This is a genomic window from Saccharibacillus alkalitolerans, assembly GCF_011090185.1.
Classification (GTDB): Bacteria; Bacillota; Bacilli; order Paenibacillales; family Paenibacillaceae; genus Saccharibacillus; species Saccharibacillus alkalitolerans.
The window spans coordinates 74,247-91,880 of record NZ_JAAFGS010000005.1; the positions used below are offsets into that span (position 1 = coordinate 74,247).

At 59.8% G+C, this 17,634-nt stretch carries 13 protein-coding genes; 4 read left to right on the forward strand and 9 right to left on the reverse strand.

The features are described from left to right. Positions 1 to 148 precede the first annotated feature (148 nt). The 3 genes from GYN08_RS15340 (at position 149) to GYN08_RS15350 (ending at position 3,002) form a co-directional block, all read left to right on the forward strand. Entirely contained in the window at positions 149 to 757 is a 609-nt protein-coding gene (locus tag GYN08_RS15340; RefSeq protein ID WP_166275791.1) for a lipoprotein BA_5634 family protein, read from the forward strand. A 220-nt stretch (positions 758 to 977) separates the two neighbouring features. Next, positions 978 to 1,676 (forward strand): FadR/GntR family transcriptional regulator, encoded by a 699-nt coding sequence (locus tag GYN08_RS15345; RefSeq protein WP_166275793.1) that lies wholly within the window; start codon positions 978 to 980, stop codon positions 1,674 to 1,676. A gap of 114 nt (positions 1,677 to 1,790) precedes the next feature. After that, entirely contained in the window at positions 1,791 to 3,002 is a 1,212-nt protein-coding gene (locus GYN08_RS15350; protein ID WP_166275795.1) for a CynX/NimT family MFS transporter, read from the forward strand. Positions 3,003 to 3,087: 85 nt separating this feature from the next. On the opposite strand, the gene GYN08_RS15355 is transcribed toward GYN08_RS15350, so the two are convergent. Further along, complete coding sequence (locus GYN08_RS15355; RefSeq protein WP_206023782.1) at positions 3,088 to 3,504, reverse strand: GNAT family N-acetyltransferase; 417 nt, start codon at positions 3,502 to 3,504, stop codon at positions 3,088 to 3,090. 399 nt (positions 3,505 to 3,903) lie between these two features. Between GYN08_RS15355 and GYN08_RS15360 the strand changes: the two genes are divergently transcribed. Beyond that, positions 3,904 to 4,335, forward strand: coding sequence for an Rrf2 family transcriptional regulator (locus tag GYN08_RS15360; protein ID WP_166275797.1), 432 nt, complete (start codon positions 3,904 to 3,906; stop codon positions 4,333 to 4,335). Positions 4,336 to 4,526: 191 nt separating this feature from the next. Here GYN08_RS15360 and GYN08_RS15365 read toward each other — a convergent pair whose 3' ends face one another. The 8 genes from GYN08_RS15365 to GYN08_RS15400 form a co-directional block, all read right to left on the reverse strand. Continuing rightward, a complete protein-coding gene (locus GYN08_RS15365; RefSeq protein ID WP_166275799.1) occupies positions 4,527 to 6,395 on the reverse strand; it encodes a GNAT family N-acetyltransferase in 1,869 nt (622 codons plus the stop codon). Positions 6,396 to 6,582: 187 nt separating this feature from the next. Further along, positions 6,583 to 8,346, reverse strand: a complete 1,764-nt coding sequence (locus tag GYN08_RS15370) for an amidase family protein (protein WP_166275801.1) — start codon at positions 8,344 to 8,346, stop codon at positions 6,583 to 6,585. Positions 8,347 to 8,632: 286 nt separating this feature from the next. After that, on the reverse strand, positions 8,633 to 11,035 hold the full coding sequence (locus tag GYN08_RS15375; protein WP_166275803.1) for a helix-turn-helix domain-containing protein: 2,403 nt from the start codon (positions 11,033 to 11,035) through the stop codon (positions 8,633 to 8,635). Between the two features lie 184 nt (positions 11,036 to 11,219). After that, positions 11,220 to 12,737: an extracellular solute-binding protein gene (locus tag GYN08_RS15380; protein ID WP_166275805.1), complete on the reverse strand. Its 1,518-nt coding sequence runs from the start codon at positions 12,735 to 12,737 to the stop codon at positions 11,220 to 11,222. 45 nt (positions 12,738 to 12,782) lie between these two features. After that, entirely contained in the window at positions 12,783 to 13,661 is an 879-nt protein-coding gene (locus tag GYN08_RS15385) for a carbohydrate ABC transporter permease (protein ID WP_166275807.1), read from the reverse strand. Positions 13,662 to 13,699: 38 nt separating this feature from the next. Continuing rightward, positions 13,700 to 14,680, reverse strand: coding sequence for an ABC transporter permease (locus tag GYN08_RS15390; RefSeq protein WP_166275809.1), 981 nt, complete (start codon positions 14,678 to 14,680; stop codon positions 13,700 to 13,702). A 257-nt stretch (positions 14,681 to 14,937) separates the two neighbouring features. Then, positions 14,938 to 15,951, reverse strand: coding sequence for a hypothetical protein (locus GYN08_RS15395; RefSeq protein WP_166275811.1), 1,014 nt, complete (start codon positions 15,949 to 15,951; stop codon positions 14,938 to 14,940). 114 nt (positions 15,952 to 16,065) lie between these two features. After that, positions 16,066 to 17,589 carry an erythromycin esterase family protein gene (locus GYN08_RS15400; RefSeq protein WP_166275813.1) on the reverse strand — a complete coding sequence of 508 codons (1,524 nt, stop codon included), beginning with the start codon at positions 17,587 to 17,589 and terminating at the stop codon, positions 16,066 to 16,068. Positions 17,590 to 17,634 lie beyond the last annotated feature (45 nt).

The following is a 17,634-nucleotide window of genomic DNA, read 5'->3' on the forward strand; positions in this document are numbered from 1 at the left end:
CGTCGTTTGCGTCAAGGCTTTTGATTATACCTTACTCTTAACGAGAATGTAAGATTCTATTAAGATAGATCGATAGAGCCGGGCTCCCTCTCCTCGTACAATAAACCTATCCAAAGGCGATGCACGCCCTTACAGAGGAGAGATTTTGATGAAAAAAATGACAATCGCTGTTTTATCCGGCTTTTTCGCACTCGTCGTCATACCGGCCGCTTATTTTTTCGTGGTCGTTCCGGTAATCAATCAGCGGGCCAATGCGATCATGCTGACCGGCAGCGGAGAAGAGATCGAAGCCCAAGTCAAGCAAGCGAAAGCCAAGGAAGATCGGCGCATCAATTATCCGGTCAAGTGGGACGACAAAACGCTGATCGTCGGCGAAACGACCGCCCGCGCTCTGACCGGACACCGTTTGATGCTGCGCAAAAACCCCAAAAATCCGAGCAAGCGCGAAGCGCTGAACGAACTTCCGATCCGTCCGGCGAACGCGGAAGGGCTGCTGTTCGCCGCATCCGCAGACGAAGCGAAAGCGGCGGATTTCCCCTTGAACGACAGCCGCAAAAATCTCGATTACGGCGGCAATTACTTTTTGGGGAATCTGAGACTGACGGAATCCGCGATCGTGGTTCTGCCCGACGAAGGATACCGAGCCGTGACGCTGCCCGAACAGCAGCTGAGCCTGCTCAAATTCAGCGCGTTCGACGACGTCAGCGGAAAAATCGGCCGCTTCTCGCCGGGTGCCCGTCTCCTTACGATTAAATGAGCCGAAAAGCTCCTTCCTTGCGGCGTCGATAAAATGCCGCAGCCGTCATTAAACAGCCCTTTCCCACGCGGAAAGGGCTGTTCGCATGTTCGGATGCGCGCCGCCGCATTCCCGTACGGCGTATTCGCCACCTTTGCGCGCCCGCTTTACAACTTCACGCAAACCTCTTATACTGATTCGAGCGAAACAACCAATCATCCTACCTTTAAACGGAGGGGCCATGTTCGAGAAATTGGAGAAACAAACGCTGTCCGGACGGGTCTATGCCCAGCTCGAATCGCTGATTACCCGCGGAGAATGGGAAGTCGGGAGCCGGATTCCGCGCGAAGCCGATCTGATGGAGAAGCTCGGCGTCAGCCGGAACACGCTTCGCGAAGCGATTCGCGGGCTCGTTCAGGTCGGCCTGCTCGAGACGCGCCAAGGCGACGGCACGTTCGTGACGGCGAGCAGCGAGTTGAGCGCGATCCTGCATAGAAGAATCAGTCGTTCTTCCGTTCTGGAAGCGTTGGAAGTTCAGCACGCGCTGGATCGCGAAGCGGCTTCGCTCGCCTGCGAGCGGCGCACGGACGACGATCTGGAGCGGATGGAGCAGTATGCGGCGGCATGCCGGCAGGCGATGAGCGGAAGCGAAGATCATGAAGCGTTCAAGGACGCCGACTGGAACCTGCACCGCACCGTCGTCGCCGCTGCCCGCAACCGCCTGCTGACGGACCTGTATGAAAGTCTGTTCGAAAAGCTGCAAATTTCGATTCTCGTCAACCGCAGCATCCCCGGCAGCCGCTACGAGATCGGGCATCCGGCGCTGATCGCCGCTATCCGGGATCGCGACGCGGAGCGCGCCGTCCGTTCGGTCGACGATTACATCGCCCACTTCAAGGCGCCGCATGAGCGGCCGGACGGCCAGCTGTCGGATGCGTAGGTTCGGCCTCCCCAGCTATGAAGCGGGCCGGCCACGAGGCAATCGGACCGCGCGGCCTGTCACAAATTTATTCGACGCCGTTCGAACGGACGGCGGGAACGGAGCATGTTCATCATGAAAAGAACCGAACTTCCGCGCACGGAAGACGCCTCGAACGGCGTCTATTACCTGCTGCTCGCCGGCATCCTGCTGGTCGCGGCCAATCTGCGCACCCATATTACTTCGCTAAGCCCGATTATCGACACCATTCGAGGCGCGCTGTCGCTGTCGAATACGACGGCCGGCTTTCTGACGACGCTGCCGCTGCTGGCTTTCGCCCTGCTGTCGCCGTTCGTCGCGAAGTGGGCGCGCCGCTACGGCGCCGAGCGCCTCATCTTCGTCTCGCTGATCCTGATCGTGATCGGCAGCCTGTTCCGCCCGTTCGGCGGCATCGCGCCGCTGATGGCCGGGACCTTTCTGATCGGCCTGGCGGTCGCCGTGTTCAACGTGCTGCTGCCGAGCATCATCAAACGGGAGTTCCCGCAGAAGGTCGGCGTCATGACCGGTTTGTATTCGATCATGATGGGCATCTTCGCCTCGGCGGCGGCCGCCGTCAGCGTGCCGATCTCCAATACCGGCATGGGCTGGCGCGGCGCGCTGCTGATCTGGACCGTTCTGTCCGCGATCGGCCTGATCGTCTGGCTGCCGCAGCTGCGCCGCAACACCCGCGCCGCCAACGCGAGCGCGCCGGACGTGCCGAAGCGCAGCATTTGGCGTTCGCCGCTCGCCTGGATGATTACCGTCAATATGGGCATGCAGTCGTCGATTTACTACATCATGGTCGCCTGGCTGCCGAACATGATGCAGGCGCAGCATCTCGACCCGGTCGTCGCCGGTTACATGCTGTCGCTGTTCCAGATGCTCATGATTCCGATCAACTTCGTCGCTCCGATCATCGCGGCGAAGATGAAAGACCAGCGCTCGCTGATCCTGATGACCACGGTCAGCTACGTCATCGGCATTTTGGGCTTTCTGTACGCAAACGGCTCTCTGCCGATCATCGTGCTGGCGATCGTATTTTTCAGCCTGTCGGGCGGATTCTCGTTCAGTCTCATCATGATGTTCTTCTCGCTGCGCACGAAGAATGCTTCCGAAGCGGCAGACATCTCCGGCATGGCCCAATCTGTCGGCTACCTGCTCGCCGGCTGCGGCCCGCTGCTTTACGGCGCGCTGCACGACGCTACCGGAGGCTGGGAAACGCCTTATTACGTCATGTTCGGCATCGTCGCCGTATATCTGATCACCGGTCTCGGCGCGGGACGCGGCGGACGGTACGTGCACGAGTAACGGCGGACGAAGCGGCCGCCCCGGCAAAAAGGCTCTTCCCTATGAGGAAGAGCCTTTCTCGCGTCTAACCGTGCCGATTCGGCGATCACGGCATACCCGACTGATTCTTGTAATTCCTTAACATCATACCGCCCGCCGGTCTCAGGTTCAGCTTGGCGTAGAAGCTTTCGAGTTCCGCGTCGCACAGCAGATCGACCATATAGTGGCCGTCCAGCTTCTCCAATATGAGACGGACCAATTCCTGCCCGATCCCGTGCCCGCGGTACTCGGGAATTACCTCCAGCAGAGGAATATAAGCGCTCAGCACGCCGTCGGACAGCGCATTGACGAAGCCGACGATCTGCCCGGTATCCGCATTTTCGGCCAACACGACATAAGAGGAACCCTTAAGGAGACGCAGAAAACTCGAAGGACTCGGCGGATTCGGCCAATCTTCGAAAAAACCGCCGGCGAGGCGGTCTTCGGTAAGGGAGTCCAGGGTGTGCAGATAGCGGATGTTCATGATTTCCTCCTTCGGCCATCGGGATCTCTTCAAGTCGGTTTCTCCCGTTCCCGCATCGTCCGCCGTTCGGTAAACGGTAGACCGGCGCGAAATGATCGGGTGCTGCCGACAGGCAAATGTGCTGCAGGCGGTCCGCTTCTTGACTGAACCGCTTTTTCGGTCGTACACGGCATGAACGGCACGCTGTCGAAGCTCATCATTTCGTTCTTCCTTTTAATTCACCAGTTCCGGCCCGTTGTGTCAACAAAATAAAAGCAAAATTTTTGTGCCGGATCCGTTTTTCCCAGACCCGAAGAGCCCCGGACATTGACGCCGCCTTCAAGGCTTGCGACAATGAAAGGAATCCACAAACGGCACGGGCGGCTGCCCGGCGATCATTTCACATAAGGATGGTTAGCGATGAATTATTCCAAAGGCACGAACTACGCGCTGCACACGATGCTCGATCTGGCCGTGCGTACTCCCGGAGTCAAAGTCGGCGTACAGGAACTCGCGGCTGGGCAGCGCGTGTCTCCCACTTATTTGTCCAAAATCCTGACCAAGCTGGCCAAAGCCGGTCTGGTCGATTCCTACTCGGGCGCGCAGGGCGGCTACTGCCTTCGGCGCGACAAGTACGAGATCTCGTTTCTGGACATTATCCAGGCGATCGAAGGCAGCACCCCGCTGTTCAAAGGCTGCGAATCCAACGGACCGGGCTGCCTGGTCGAAGCGGTCATGCGCGAGTCCGAACGCAAAATGGACGAGCATCTGCGGTCGACGACGCTGGGACAAGTCGCCGACGAGATGGGCGCTCATCTGGCCCATCGTGCCGGCCGAACGGCCGAACATTGACGACGGAAGCGTTCCGCCGAGCGGAAACGCAGATCCGCGCCGGTGACCTTTCCGGTAAGCGGTTCAAAAAGATCCGGCTGCGCCGCACAGGCAGAGCCGGATCTTTTTCGTGTCGGAACGCCGGAAAACAATCGATAAAGCGTCCGCGGCGCTGCCGCCGGAAGCCTTTGCGAAAGCTTTTTCGAAAGTTTCTATCGGGCGGCCCTCCACGCTTCCAACAAGTCGCCGACCGATTCCCAGCGCGCTTCCCGATCGGGCGAGACGGCCCGGGCGGCCGCTTCGTACAGCGAGTCTCCGGCTTCCCACGCCTCGCGCGAACGGTCGGCGTCGCCGCCGAGCAGGCAGAAGGCCGCCGCGCCCATGGCGTATACGTTCGTTCGCGAATCGAGGGCCGCGCCCAGCTGATATTCTTCCGGCGACATAAAGCGGGACGAGCCCCACATCCGACCTCGCTCGTTCACGTACGGGGTCGGTCGGTACAGGTCGATATCGCAGATCGTGATCCGTCCGTTCCCGAAATCGTAAATCAGGCTGCCGTCGTAAAAGTCGATTGCCACATAACCGAGAGCTTCGGCATACGCGTGAAACTCGATAACGGATTCGACTGCCTCGATTCTCTCTTCGAGCGGCAGTCTGCGGAAACGGGAGATCGCCGTATCCGTATGGCCGCCGGTTCCGCCGGCATCCGGATCGGAACCGGGGCGCAGCAGCTCTCCTTCCGCCCATTCGAACAGGATGGCGTAGCCGTCCGGCGTCTCGAAATGATCCAGCATCCGCACAAGCGACGGGTGCTTCAGCGCCTCGTAAGCGGCCGCCGCTTCCCGAAGAGACCGAACCGCATCCGCCGGATGGCCGGCGTACTCGGCGGTCGCCGCGCCGGCATACTTGATCCATACTTTCTGACCTTCGATTTCCAGCCCGAAGGCCAGGTTGCCGGAATCCTGCCGATCCCAGACGCGGAACACCGTGCCGAACGGCGCCAGCCAATTGAAGTCGTGCGGACGGCGCAGGAGGAACGGCACGCCGTCGATCCGCTGCTCGATCAGGCCGCCGAGCGGATCGGGCTCGCCGGCACGCTGCACGCCGATCACGGTGCCGGCCACCTGCGCCGGTTCCGCCGCGATCGGCGCGGTTTCGGCGGGCGGCGGCAGAATCGGAGCAAACGGAACCGGACCTCCCGCTTCGCCGATCGGCAGGGTCACCTGCGGCACGTTGGGGTCCTCGGCGGCTTCGTACACGTCTCCGAAGCTTTCCGGCCCCGGCTCCACGGCAAGAGCGGCGCTTCCCGCAAGTTCCGTATCGAGTTCGGCCGCTTCCGTGAGCGCCTCCGACTCGGGCGTCGTCGCGCCGGTTGCTTCCGCCTGCGCGGCGTATTCGTCCCCTGCCCCGGCGGCATACGCTTCCTCGCGAAGGTCTGCTTCGCCTGCCGAAGGGACGGATTCTTCCAAGTCCGCCGCCCCGGCGGCGAAGAGCGCGGCCCCTTCCGCCTCATGCAGCTCCGTCAGACTTTCGAGCACTTTCCACTCGTCCCGAAGCATCGCATACACGCATTCGTCTTTCCATTCGCCGTCCAGCGTCGGCAGGCTCTGCCGGAAAAAGGCTTCCATGCGCATGCCCAGCTTCTCCAGCAGCGCGCGCAGAGCCAGATTTTCCGGCGGGCAGGCCGCGGTGATCCGGTGCAGGCCCATTTCCCCGAACGAGTGCCGCAGCAGCGCCCGGGCCGCTTCTCCCGCATAACCGTGCCTGCGGTAATCGGAACGGACTCCCAACCCGATCGTCCCGGTCATCGGCTGGGCGCCGGGACGGCAGGACGCGTGCCCGATGATTTCGTCGTCTTCGTCCGAAACCAGCGCATACAGATACGGGTCCGCGGTCATGTCCCGCAGTCTTCGTTCCGTGTAAGCCCCTTCCGGAAACCCGTCCGCGATGCCGTCGTCCTGCAGGTAAGCCATCAGGCGAATCCATTCGCTCTCCGCAAACCTGCGAATCCGCATACGCGGCGTGCGAATCAGCGTCTCCGGCTGCATTTCGTGCCCGGCGTTTTCTTTCTCTATCTCCATCTCCCTTTCCCTCCCCTGTGAAAAAGCGGTCCCGCTCCTTGACGGATTCTCCAATTCCCGGACGCTGCGCGTCCTTTCCGGCATCCTCTTCCCGCAAGTAAGCTTCGCCGCGCGGAGCCGGATTTCCTGCCCGGAAGCCGACCTGGCAGCCGCACATTTCCTTGCGCTTCCAATCGTGCCGGCTCCGTTATTCCGGCGCTTTCGGCGTCCGCCGCCGCTTTGTCGCCCTTTCGAAGCGATAAGCGATCTCGATCAGCAGCGGATCCGCCATTGCGGTGCCGGACAGCAGCAGACCGACCGGGCGGCCGGATTCCGTATAGCCGGCGGGTACGGATACCAGCGGATAGCCCGCGCGCGCCGCCAGATCCGAGCCTTCGTAATCCGTGAAGACGAGCGCCTGCACGCCGTGCTTCCCGAGCGCTTCGTCGATCCCTTCTTCGCCGGCGCGCCGCACTCCCCGCTCCTTGCTCGAGCGATATTTATCGTCTTCCAGGCTTCCCCCGTCGGCTTCCGATTCCTCCAGCAGATTCTGTCCGTAGCGCAGGCAGCGCTCGGCGTGCTTGTCGTTAAAATCGATCAGTTCCGCCAGATTCGCCGGCCCCTCGCCTTCCGGCTGAGCGGCGAAAAAGTCGTCGATCGCCGTTTTGAACTCCCTCCGCAGCACGGTGCCGTCCCATTCGTCCGCGTAAGACGGCAGGTCGAGCCCCCGTTTCACTTCGATGCCCGCCGCTTCCAGTCCGCGAAGCGCTTCTTCGAATACGGCCGACGTCTCCTCGTCGAGCCCGTCCTCGAACGCCTGCACCACGCCGACTTTCAGCCGGCCCGGCAGGTCGAAACGTCCCGGCAGGAACGAGACCGGACGCTGCGGAAGCAGCGTGCAGGCGTCCGCTTCGTCGCCGAAAGCCATCGCCTCCAGGATCAGGGCGGCGTCGAGCACCGTGCGCGCGATCGGACCGAGCGTATCCTGCGTCAGCGACAGCGGAATGACGCCGCTGCGGCTGATCAGCCCGACCGTCGGCTTGATGCCGACGACGGAATGCGCGGCCGCCGGACTGACGATGGAGCCCGACGTCTCCGAGCCGATCGCTCCCAGGGCAAAGTTGGCCGAGACGGCGGCCGCGCTGCCGGTACTGGAACCGCCGACGGGATAATCGCCGTACGGATTGTTCGTCTGCCCGCCGCGCGAGCTGTAGCCGGACGGCATAGGGTCCGACATGTAATTCGCCCATTCCGTCATGTTGACCTTGCCGAGCAGAATGGCGCCCGCCTCGCGCAGCTTGGCCGCCGCGAAGGCGTCGCGCTTCGCCCGCCGATCCTTGAGCGCCCAGGAGCCGGCGGACGTGGTCATTCGGTCGGCCGTATCGATATTGTCCTTGAGCAGAATCGGCACGCCGTACAGCGGCAGCGAACCGAGCTCGTCGAAGTTGTCGTCGAGCTGCTTCGCCAGCGCGGCGGCGTCCGGATTGATCTCCAGCACCGCGTTCAGCTTCCCGTCGAGCCGCTTGATCCGCTCGATGTAGGCTTCCGTCAGCTGCAGACATGTCCAGTTCCCGCTCTGCAGCTTGTCCTTGAAGCGTTCGATCGTCAGCTCGATCAAGTCCGCGTCGGTGATCTCTTCGCGGTCGTGCGCGGTATTGGAGCTGAGCTTGTCCCGATCCGCATTTTTCGAAGCGGCAGGAACCCCCTCGCCCTGACCGTGCTGCAGCGGCAGCTTCAACTTGAACTCCGAAGGCTTGGGCTTCGGCAGCGACGCCCCCGGCGGCGATGCCGTCCAGCCGCTGGCCGCCTCCAGAATGGCGGCGATATCCAGACCGCTCGGCTCTTCGGAACCGGACCGGGTCTCGATGACTTCGTTTTCTACCGGAATCCCTCTGGGATCAGGCTTTTTCTTTGCGTCCCCATCTCCATAGGGCAGCAGGCCGGGCTGCTGCGATTTTTTCGGTTTGGCCATTCGCCTCATCCCTTTCATGGAATTTCGATTCCAGATCTCGTCGGGCCGACTCCCTGCGTAACGAATCGGCCTTTGATAACTCTGTACCCCCGGATGCGCGGAATGATCCGCAGTCTCTTCCGTATCGTTCTCCTTTAAATGTTAACACGACGGGCGCGGGAATAGTTTGAATTTAAAAAAGCCGCTTCCGATATCGGAATTTCCGACGACGGAAGCGGCTTTCTTCGAATTTCCCCCGGGTTTAAAAGGCAACTTCGGGACGAACGCTTGGAGCACTCGGCGCCGATCAGCCGCTTTTCTCCGCCCGATATTGTCCGGGCGTCATTCCTTCCTGTTTGCGGAACAACCGAATAAAATACGACGGCTGATAACCGACCGCTTCCGCAATCTCGTTCACTTTAAGGTCGGTCGTGCGCAGCAGCTCCCGCGCCCGTTCCAGACGGAGATTCATGACGTAATCGACGAACGTCTGTCCATAGGCCTGCTTGAACGACCGGCTGAGCGCATAAGGGCTGACGCCGAAGCGCTCCGCGCAGCGTTCGAGCGAAAAGTCCGCGTTGTAGTCGCGTTCCAATTCCTCGCGAACCCGTTCCGCCAGACGATGGGTTTCCACGCCTTGGCGTTCTTCGAGCTCCCGTCCGTACGGTTCCAACACCCGCGAGCGCAGAAACTCTCCCACCGCTTCCGGCCTGCGCAGCTCGAGCAGTCGACCGTACAATCCGGCCCCTTCTGGCCGAGCCCCGTTTTCCAGCATGACGTGCAGCAGGCTGCCGAGCAGCTGCAGCGATCCTTCATGCAGCTCGGACTCGGAAGACGCGCGCTCCGCCAAGCGAATGACGAACTCGTCGATCAGTCGGCCGGCTTCGCCGATTCGGCCCAGCCGAACTTCCTGCAGCAGCTCCTTCTCCAAATCGAACGGATAAGTCGTGCCTCGGCCCGAACCGGGCAGCAGTTCGTCAACATGCAGCACGCGGCACGATTCCGCTGCGGGTACGCCGCGCAGCGCGCTTCGCAGCGACTGCAGCAGCTCCGATACGTTCAAAATGCTGTCGGTCTCACCGGTACACATGATCGTTCGCAGCCGCAGGACGGTTCGAACCGTTTCGGCCATTTTGACCGCCGTTTCTTTGATCGACGCTTGATTCCCGATCGGAACGAGCACGGCTATGCTGCCGTCGTGGAAGTTGACGATCTCCGCCCGCTTGCTGCGCTCGTCGATGAATTCGCGCGCTACATTCGCGGCGGCGAACGTCATAAGCAGCTCGTCTTCTTCGCGGAACTGCGATTCCGGCGGCGACAGCACGCCGACGCGCAGCAGGCCTATCGCCAGCCGCTCGCCTTGTTCGATCCGCCAGCCGAACCGTTCCAATCTCGACAGCAGCTCGCTTTCGCCGAGCGAACGGTAATGTCCCTGCATTAACTGCAGCAGAAATCCCGTCCGCAGCTCGGGATACGTCTGCTCCAATCTCCGTTCCGCTTCCCGTTTGGCATCGGCCAACCCTTTCCAACTGCTTTCGATGTAACGCAGCTCGTCGTAAGCCGATTCGTCGGCCGGTCCGATCCACCCCGGTCCGCTTCCAGGCTCCTCTTCGTCCGTTCGTCCGCTTCCGTCTCTGCGGGATTGACGGAAATCGCTCCCTCTGCCCAACGCCTCGGCTAATTGACGAATCGGCCGATGCAGCCTTCGCGAAGTAAACCAGGCCAAGATCAGCGCAAGGGCCATGCCGAACAAGCTGACGCCGAGCAGAGAACGCGATAACAGCACAACCGGACGGGTCAAGGCTTCCAACGGAGAGACTGTGGCGTATGTCCAGACCGTTCCCGCACGTTCCAACGTACTGTACGAAGCGGCGTAAGTTTTCCCCTGCCATTTGAACAGATAAGAATCGCTTTCGCCCGCCTTCTCATCGATGCGATCGGCCAACTGCTGACGCAGCGTCTGTTCGAACAATTGATTCTCCGGCATCCCTTCCGACACGCGAATCATCGACTGTCCGTTTTCGGCATACAGATAAGAAGCTCCTTTTTCTTCGAACGACGCCTCCCGCACGAATTCCTCCAATTTGGTGCGGTTCAGGCTGAGCAGCAGCGCGCCGTAAGGCGGCCCGTAGCCCGGAAGTTTGCGCACCAGCACAAGCGATCCGGCATCAGACGCGTTCCAGTGGAAGCCTTCCACCCAATACACATCGCGTTTGTCTTCGATCAAACCCTGAAACCGCTTACTATCTTCTCCGAACGGAATCTTCCTTACGCCGCCCGATTCCGACACCAGCAGCGGTTCACTGCGATTCAGCAGCAAACGCGCGTCTTCCAAACGGGGATACGTGGCCTTCATAAGGCCGAGAAAGCTGTACAGCTCGTTCGTTCGGTTGTACTCCAGGGTCAGGTTGGCCCTTTTCAAATCCGCGCCGAGTCTAGGATCCAACGACCACTGGCTGATCGACAGCTCCAACTGAGTAAACAAATCGTCCAGACGGGCCGCCGATCGTTCGACCAGCGTGCGATGGCTGTTCATCACCTCGCGTTCGATATGCGCCGTTCCGAGCGCATAAGACGAAAGCGCGATAACCGCCGTCGGGATGCTCGCCATGCAGAGCGCCAGAATAAGGCTGTAGCGGTAAAACCGTCCTCGTCTTTCCCGGCTTCGACCGCCCGGTAATTTTTTTGCCCAACCCCGGATGCTTGCCATCGTTTTCTCCCCTTTTCCGGTGTACCGGCTCTTGTCGGTTGTCGTCTACCATTTTAAGGGCAATCCTTCACAAACCGCAATCGCTTCCGGAGCGGCACTCAGCCGTCCCGGAAGCGATGCGGACATTAGGATTCATTTTCGATTTCGGCAGCGCCTGCCCATCCGCCGATGGACAATCTTCGTTTTACGACGCGGATTGACGCTGCTTATACGCTTCGTTCAATTCCTCCGTGATTTTTTGCAGATCCGGATTGGCTTTCAATTTCTCGACATAAGCGTCCCATGCGGATAGCGGCTGCTTGCCGAGAATGATCTTGGTTTTGATGTCCTGGATATCTTTAGACAACTCGGGTCCGGCCGATACCCCGGTTTCCGAATACAAGCCGATCGCTTTGTCCGGCACGCTGGATTCGGCACGTTCGTCGATGATTTTTTTGTTGCGTTCGAAAATTTCGTTCGGCATGCCGCTGCGATAAGCCCGCATATACTTGTCGTACGACATAAAGATCTGGCCAAGCGCCTGCGAAGCGACGATATCGGTTTTCGCTTTTTCGGTCGCCATTTTGATTCCGTTCTCTTCCGTATAATGCACGCCTTCCAGTCCGTAGCTCGCGAGCGTTCCGCCTTCTTCGGAAGCGCCGTAATCCATCAGTTCGAGCAGTTTTTTCATTTTTTCTTCGGAGACGGTTTTCGGAATCACGAACATCCCGAAGAATCCGCCGTCTCTGTTATTCCAGCCGTTCAGCGATACGAGCGGCAGGAAGTCCGCGTCCGGATTCGTTTTAAGCTGCGCTTCCGTCGGCTCCCACGCCGCTTCGACCGTGTTGACGGCAGCGCCGGCGCGGCCCGCGTTCAATTGGTCTTTGGTCTGGCTTTCTTTGAGAACGGCCAGGTCTTCCGAGATCAGTCCTTCGGTATAAGCTTTGTTGATCCATTCCAGAGCTTCGCGCATTTCAGGCAGCAGGTTGACGTTGACCAGTTTGCCGTCCACTTCTTTCCAGTCGCCCGTAGTCTGGGTAAACGCGCTCACGATCGCGCCGTATCCGCCCATGTTGTCCTGATTGACCAGACCGGTGAAGCCGATCGTATCGTCCTGCCCGTTGCCGTCCGGATCGTCTTTGGTAAACGCGCGAAACACTTCGTACAGCTCATCCGTCGTTTTAGGCACTTCAAGTTTCAGATTGTCCAGCCAGTCTTTGCGCAGGAACAGGAACGGCCCGCCTTCGACCGGACGCACCCGCGGAATGCCGTAATTTTTGCCGTCGGCCTGCTTGGTATTGATCCAGGATTCTTCCGGGAATTTCTTCAGATTCGGGTAGTCGTCGAGGTACGGCGTCAGATCCCAGAATGCGCCCTGCTGCACCATGGTGCGAACTTGGGCCGAGAACGGATCGTTCACCAGCATCAGATCGGGAATGTCGCCGGAAGCCAATGTAACGTTCACCTTGTCCCCGTAACTGTTGGGCGATACCCAGGTAATATTCAAATCGGTGTTCGTACGCTTCTCGATTTCCTGCACGACCACGTTATCCGCTCCCGGCGGCTCGGGCGTGAAATACATCGACATGATGCTGACCGGCATCGGTCCTCCGTCGTCCGGCACGCCCGACGCGGAGTTGCCGCCTCCGCATGCCGTCGTCAGCAGCGACAATGCCGCGACAGCGGCCAGTACCGTTTTTAACCCCGTTCTTCTTCTTTTCATGCTTCGATCTCCCCTTTTACGAATGATTGACGATCCGAAAACAGGTCATTCTTTCACCGAACCGACCATGGCGCCTTTGGCGAAGTGCTTCTGCAAAAACGGATAAATCATCAGGATCGGCGCCGTCGCGATCACGACCGCCGCCATTTTGAGCGTTTCCGAAGGAATCTGCTGCTCGGCGGTCATTTCGGCGGCGGCTGTTCCTCCCGATGCCGTGGACGAGTCGATCAGCATGTTTTGCAGCAGAACCTGAAGCGGCTGTTTGTTAAAATCGTTGATATACAGCAGCGCCGTGAAAAACGTATTCCAGTACGCCACCGCGTAGAACAGTCCGAACGCCGCGAGCGAAGGCAGCGACAGCGGCAGAATGATACGCCACCAGACGCCGATATCGTTGCAGCCGTCAATCCGCGCCGCTTCCTCCAGGCTCGGCGGAATGCTGTCGAAAAATCCTTTCATCAGCAGCACGTACCATCCGCTCGTCAGCGCCGGCAGAATCAGCGACCAGACGCTGTTGATCAGATGCAGATCGCGAATCAGCAGGTACGGCGGGATAATGCCCGGATTGAACAGCGTCGTCAGCAGAATCAGCAGCAGAATCAAGCGTCTTCCCTGAAGACGTCTGCGCGACAGCGCATAAGACAGGCAGGACGTGACCAGCAAACTGAGCGCCGTTCCGACCGTTGCGAGAAACGCGCTGTTGCCGATCGCCCGGATAAACGCGTCCGTCGACAGCAAATATTTGTACGAATCGAAGCTCCATTTTTGCGGAAACAGAGTCGCTTTGTTGCGGATGAATTCGGACGGTTCGGTAAACGATACGACCAACACGTAATACATGGGGAACAGCGTTACCAATCCGATCACGGTCAACAGCAGGATATTGACCACATTGAACGCGCGATCCCCTTTATGTTCGATCATTCTTTTTCTCCTCCTCTCGCTTCAAGCCCGGCACGCGATCAGTATACGCCGTCTTCGCCGAATTTTTTCGCCAGTTTGTTGGCTCCGATCACGAGGATCAGGCCTACGACGGATTTGAATACCCCGACCGCCGTACTGAAACTGAGCTGCCCCTGCTTGATGCCTAGACGGTAGACGTACGTATCGAACACGTCGGCCACTTCGGACACGGCGCCGTTCATCATCAGGAATACCTGCTCGAAGCCGACGTCCATAATATGCCCGATGCGCAGGATGAGCAGAATAATGACGACCGAGCGAATGCCCGGGAGCGTGATATGCCAGATCTGGCGGAAGCGCCCGGCCCCGTCGATCTTCGCCGCTTCGTTCAGCTGCGGATCGATGCTCGCCATCGCGGCGAGGAACAGCACCGTGCCCCAGCCGGCGTCTTTCCAGATCGACTGCACGGTCAGAAGTCCCCAGAAATAATTCGGATTGGTCAGAAAGTCGATCTTGTTCAACCCGGCGGCTGCCAGCAGTTGGTTAATGATCCCTTCGCCCGTCGACAGCAGCAGGAACGTGATGCCGACGATGATGACCCATGACAGGAAGTGAGGCAGATAGACGATCGATTGGATGGTCTTCTTGAACTTGGTGCCGCGCAGCTCGTTCATCATGACCGAGAGCAGAATGGGCAGCGGGAAAAAGAAAATCAGCGACAGCATATTGATCGCCATCGTGTTGCGGAACAGGATCAGGAAGTCGGGGTTCGAAAAGAATCGTATGTAATGCTCCAAGCCCACCCACTGACTGGCCCACATCCCCTGATAGGGCGAATAATTTTGGAACGAGATCAGGATGCCCCACATCGGCACGTACTTGAACAATAGGAAAAAGACGATGCCCGGCAGCGCCAACAGATACAAATAGCGGTCCCGCTTGATTCCGTTCCACACGCTGCGTCTGCGCTGCGCGGCCGGATTCTTTTTGTATGCGGTTTCAAGTGTGCTTCCGCGGGCCGTTCCGCTTCGGGATGCCATACTTCCCCCACCTCCGTCGTCTGGTTTTCCGCCCTGCGAGCGGTTAAGGACAGCATACGGATAATGGGAATTTCCGGCAATCGACGCTTTTTGCGGAAAGGGGCGGGCGTGGGACAGAAGGCGAAACATAGGGTGCCGATTATGGTTTCAATACGAAAAAAGCCCGGAAATCCGCACCGAGTTTCGCGAATTTCCGGGTATTGACTTTTTTTGCATCCGTTCGAAAACGTTATAACCGCGCGGGTTTTCCGCTTTTTTTACCGTTCGATCTTCTTCAGAGAAAACAGGTACAGTTCCGTTCCGTTCAGCATCAGCAGCTTGTCTCCGCGAGCATCGCGCAGCCCCGGCGGCAGAGGAAGGCCGGCTTGATCCGCGAACATAAGATCATATTCCGGCTCAAGCCCGCCTCCGCCGCTTCGCCGCAGCAGCTTATACGATTCGTGCTCGCCGTATCCGCCGTCCAGCAGAAAGAGTTCGCCGTCCGTCGCGAGGAGCGACGAGCCGGCCACTCCGGGATCGAAAAACGAAACTTCGGGGCGGTCGGCCGGGCCGGCGAGCCGGCACAGCTTAAAGTCCGTGTAGTAGTAGAACCAGACTTCTTCGTCCGAGACGGCGTTGAGCGCGTAACAGTCGGCGATATCCGCTTCGCTGTTGGTAAACACGCAAATCCCGTTCCCGTCCCAGGCAATCAGCCCGCTTTCGCCGATGGGACGTTTCCAACCGTAATTGCCGAATACCCCTTCGTCGAAAAAGCCGGTCCAGATCAAGCCGCCCGCCGTCGTCTGCACGTGCCCGATGCCGTCGCCGATGACGAAACGCCGTTTCGCCCGGCCTTCTCTGTCGAACACGGCGGCATTCAGATCGTACCGGTCGCGCGCGGCATAACGGCTGCGCGCGCCGACCAGCAGCAGCTCGCCGCCGAGCGGCTGCAGAAAGTGATAATTGAACGACTCGCCTTCGATCATGATTTCTTCGACGTCGGCCGCTTCGGACTCCCTGCCGGCCTGCGATTTCGCATCGTCATCCGGCAGGTCGACGATCAACGCTTTATAAATCGGCCGCCGTTCCAGCTCTGTCCGCACGAACATGCCCTGCTCGCGCTCCGGCTCGGCGTCGACCAGCAGGATATAAACCCGTCCGTCGTAACCGAAAGCGGCCGACACCGTCTGCCATCCCCGCATAAACGCCGCCAGGTCCGCTGCGGGGACAAGTTCGATCCGGCGAGCGGCCGAACCGTTTCCTTCTTTTTGAAAGGTCCGCTTCTTGTTCATTTCCGTTCCTCCGTTCGCGCATAAGCTCTCTCTATTGTGTACCCGCAAACGGAAGGAAAACAGGGCCGAAGTATGGCAACGCGCGAATTATCCTGCCGTTTCCCGCCGGCCCGCCTATTTGCCGAGACGAATCGGCGGAGCGACGGCGTCGGCGAAGATCAGGCCGTCGTACTGCTCGCGCGGCACGAAGCGCATGTTCATCGGCCAAATTCTGGCCGACGTCATGCCGTCTTCGCCCGCGTACACCGGCTCGTCGACCCAGGCCGCCAACGGCGATTCCGGTCTCGGCGCGTTCAGATCGAGGAAGAAGCGGCCGTACCCGCTCATGCTCAGCAGATGCTCCAGGCTGCCAGGAGGCATCGGTCCGAATTCGAACGGCTTGTCCGTGCCGATCGAAAGTCCCGTCCCCCGGTTCGCGTAAAAGCCGATCACATACAGGCTGTCGCCCAATTTTTCGTGCAGCCGCTCGCCCATGCCTTTGAATCCCGATATCCATTCGCCGCCTTCCAGCAGCGACATGGCCGAGCCTTTTTTGGCCAGATGATCGTTATGCGCCCAGAGAATGGTCTTCTTGCCCGGGTAGGCTTCGTCCATCAGCCACTGCGCGTTTTCGGCCATCAGCCGATCGCGGTACTCGTAGCTTTCTTTTACGTCCATCCGCATCATGCGCATGAAAGCGATCCGGTCGCTCAGCGTCCGCAGCGCGATGTCGTACAGCTCCGGCTGTCCCGGCACGGACGCCCGGACGGCGGCTTCGTGACGCTTCAGCAGCGCCGCGGCTTTGTTGTACTGCGGAGCGTACTTGTTCTCGACGGCCGCCAGCGCGGCCTTCGTCTTGGCGTCCGGAGCGCTTTCGCCGTCGCCCGCGGCCGCGTACAGGTCGGTCATCGCCTGCAGATCGTTCTGCACGAACGATTCGGCCGCTTTCGGATCGGCCGCTTTCAGCAGCTGAGCCGTCAGTTGGGACGAATATATCGACGAGAACTGCATGTCGTAGCCGGCCAGAATCAGCGGATGATCCGTTTTCGCCTGTTCGCGGATATAATCGAACAACTCCAGCGTCTCTTCCGAATGCCAGATCGGAAAAATCGATCCCTGCATCATCTGCTTAGCATCGAGCCCGTCCCGGAACGTCCAGGCCGCCGCCGCTTCGCCCATCCCGCTCTCGAACGCGATGACGTCGTAACCCAGCTCCTCGTGCAAATATTTGATCAGCTCGACCTTGATCCGGCTGTAATCGCCGATCTGGTGGAAATTTTCGCCCAGCGCGACCGCGTGCTTGTCGCCGAGGATCGGCTTCAGGGACTCGAATTCGCCCCGTGAGGGCGTCTTCGTCTTCCCGTCCGATTCCAGCGGATGCGAATGGTCCCGCAGCCATTCCGCCTGCCGAAGCTCAGCCTCGGCCCGGCTCTTCTGCGTGCCGTCCGCCTGCTTCAGCGCGTTCGCCGCCGCGGCCGCGTCGATCCCGTTCGCCTCCGCCGGTGCCGCGTAAGCCTGCGGGACGGCGGCGAGCAGCAGCGCGGCGGCGAGCGGCCAGGCTGCGCGGCGAGCGAAGCCTGCGCTTTTCGGCCTTCCGTTTGCTCGGTTCGCCCGCTTATTCCCTTTCCGCTTTTGTTCGCTTCCCGTTCCGTTCTTCATCCTGCATTCCTCCGTCGTCTTGAAATTCCCGTTCCGGTATCAAGC

Coding starts and splice junctions, on each gene's coding strand:
- GYN08_RS15385 (WP_166275807.1), bottom strand. CDS start 13,661: ATGATCGAACATAAAGGGGATCGCGCGTTCAATGTGGTCAATATCCTG.
- GYN08_RS15400 (WP_166275813.1), bottom strand. CDS start 17,589: ATGAAGAACGGAACGGGAAGCGAACAAAAGCGGAAAGGGAATAAGCGG.
- GYN08_RS15340 (WP_166275791.1), top strand. CDS start 149: ATGAAAAAAATGACAATCGCTGTTTTATCCGGCTTTTTCGCACTCGTC.
- GYN08_RS15390 (WP_166275809.1), bottom strand. CDS start 14,680: ATGGCATCCCGAAGCGGAACGGCCCGCGGAAGCACACTTGAAACCGCA.
- GYN08_RS15350 (WP_166275795.1), top strand. CDS start 1,791: ATGAAAAGAACCGAACTTCCGCGCACGGAAGACGCCTCGAACGGCGTC.
- GYN08_RS15360 (WP_166275797.1), top strand. CDS start 3,904: ATGAATTATTCCAAAGGCACGAACTACGCGCTGCACACGATGCTCGAT.
- GYN08_RS15345 (WP_166275793.1), top strand. CDS start 978: ATGTTCGAGAAATTGGAGAAACAAACGCTGTCCGGACGGGTCTATGCC.
- GYN08_RS15370 (WP_166275801.1), bottom strand. CDS start 8,346: ATGGCCAAACCGAAAAAATCGCAGCAGCCCGGCCTGCTGCCCTATGGA.
- GYN08_RS15375 (WP_166275803.1), bottom strand. CDS start 11,035: ATGGCAAGCATCCGGGGTTGGGCAAAAAAATTACCGGGCGGTCGAAGC.
- GYN08_RS15395 (WP_166275811.1), bottom strand. CDS start 15,951: ATGAACAAGAAGCGGACCTTTCAAAAAGAAGGAAACGGTTCGGCCGCT.
- GYN08_RS15355 (WP_206023782.1), bottom strand. CDS start 3,504: ATGAACATCCGCTATCTGCACACCCTGGACTCCCTTACCGAAGACCGC.
- GYN08_RS15380 (WP_166275805.1), bottom strand. CDS start 12,737: ATGAAAAGAAGAAGAACGGGGTTAAAAACGGTACTGGCCGCTGTCGCG.
- GYN08_RS15365 (WP_166275799.1), bottom strand. CDS start 6,395: ATGGAGATAGAGAAAGAAAACGCCGGGCACGAAATGCAGCCGGAGACG.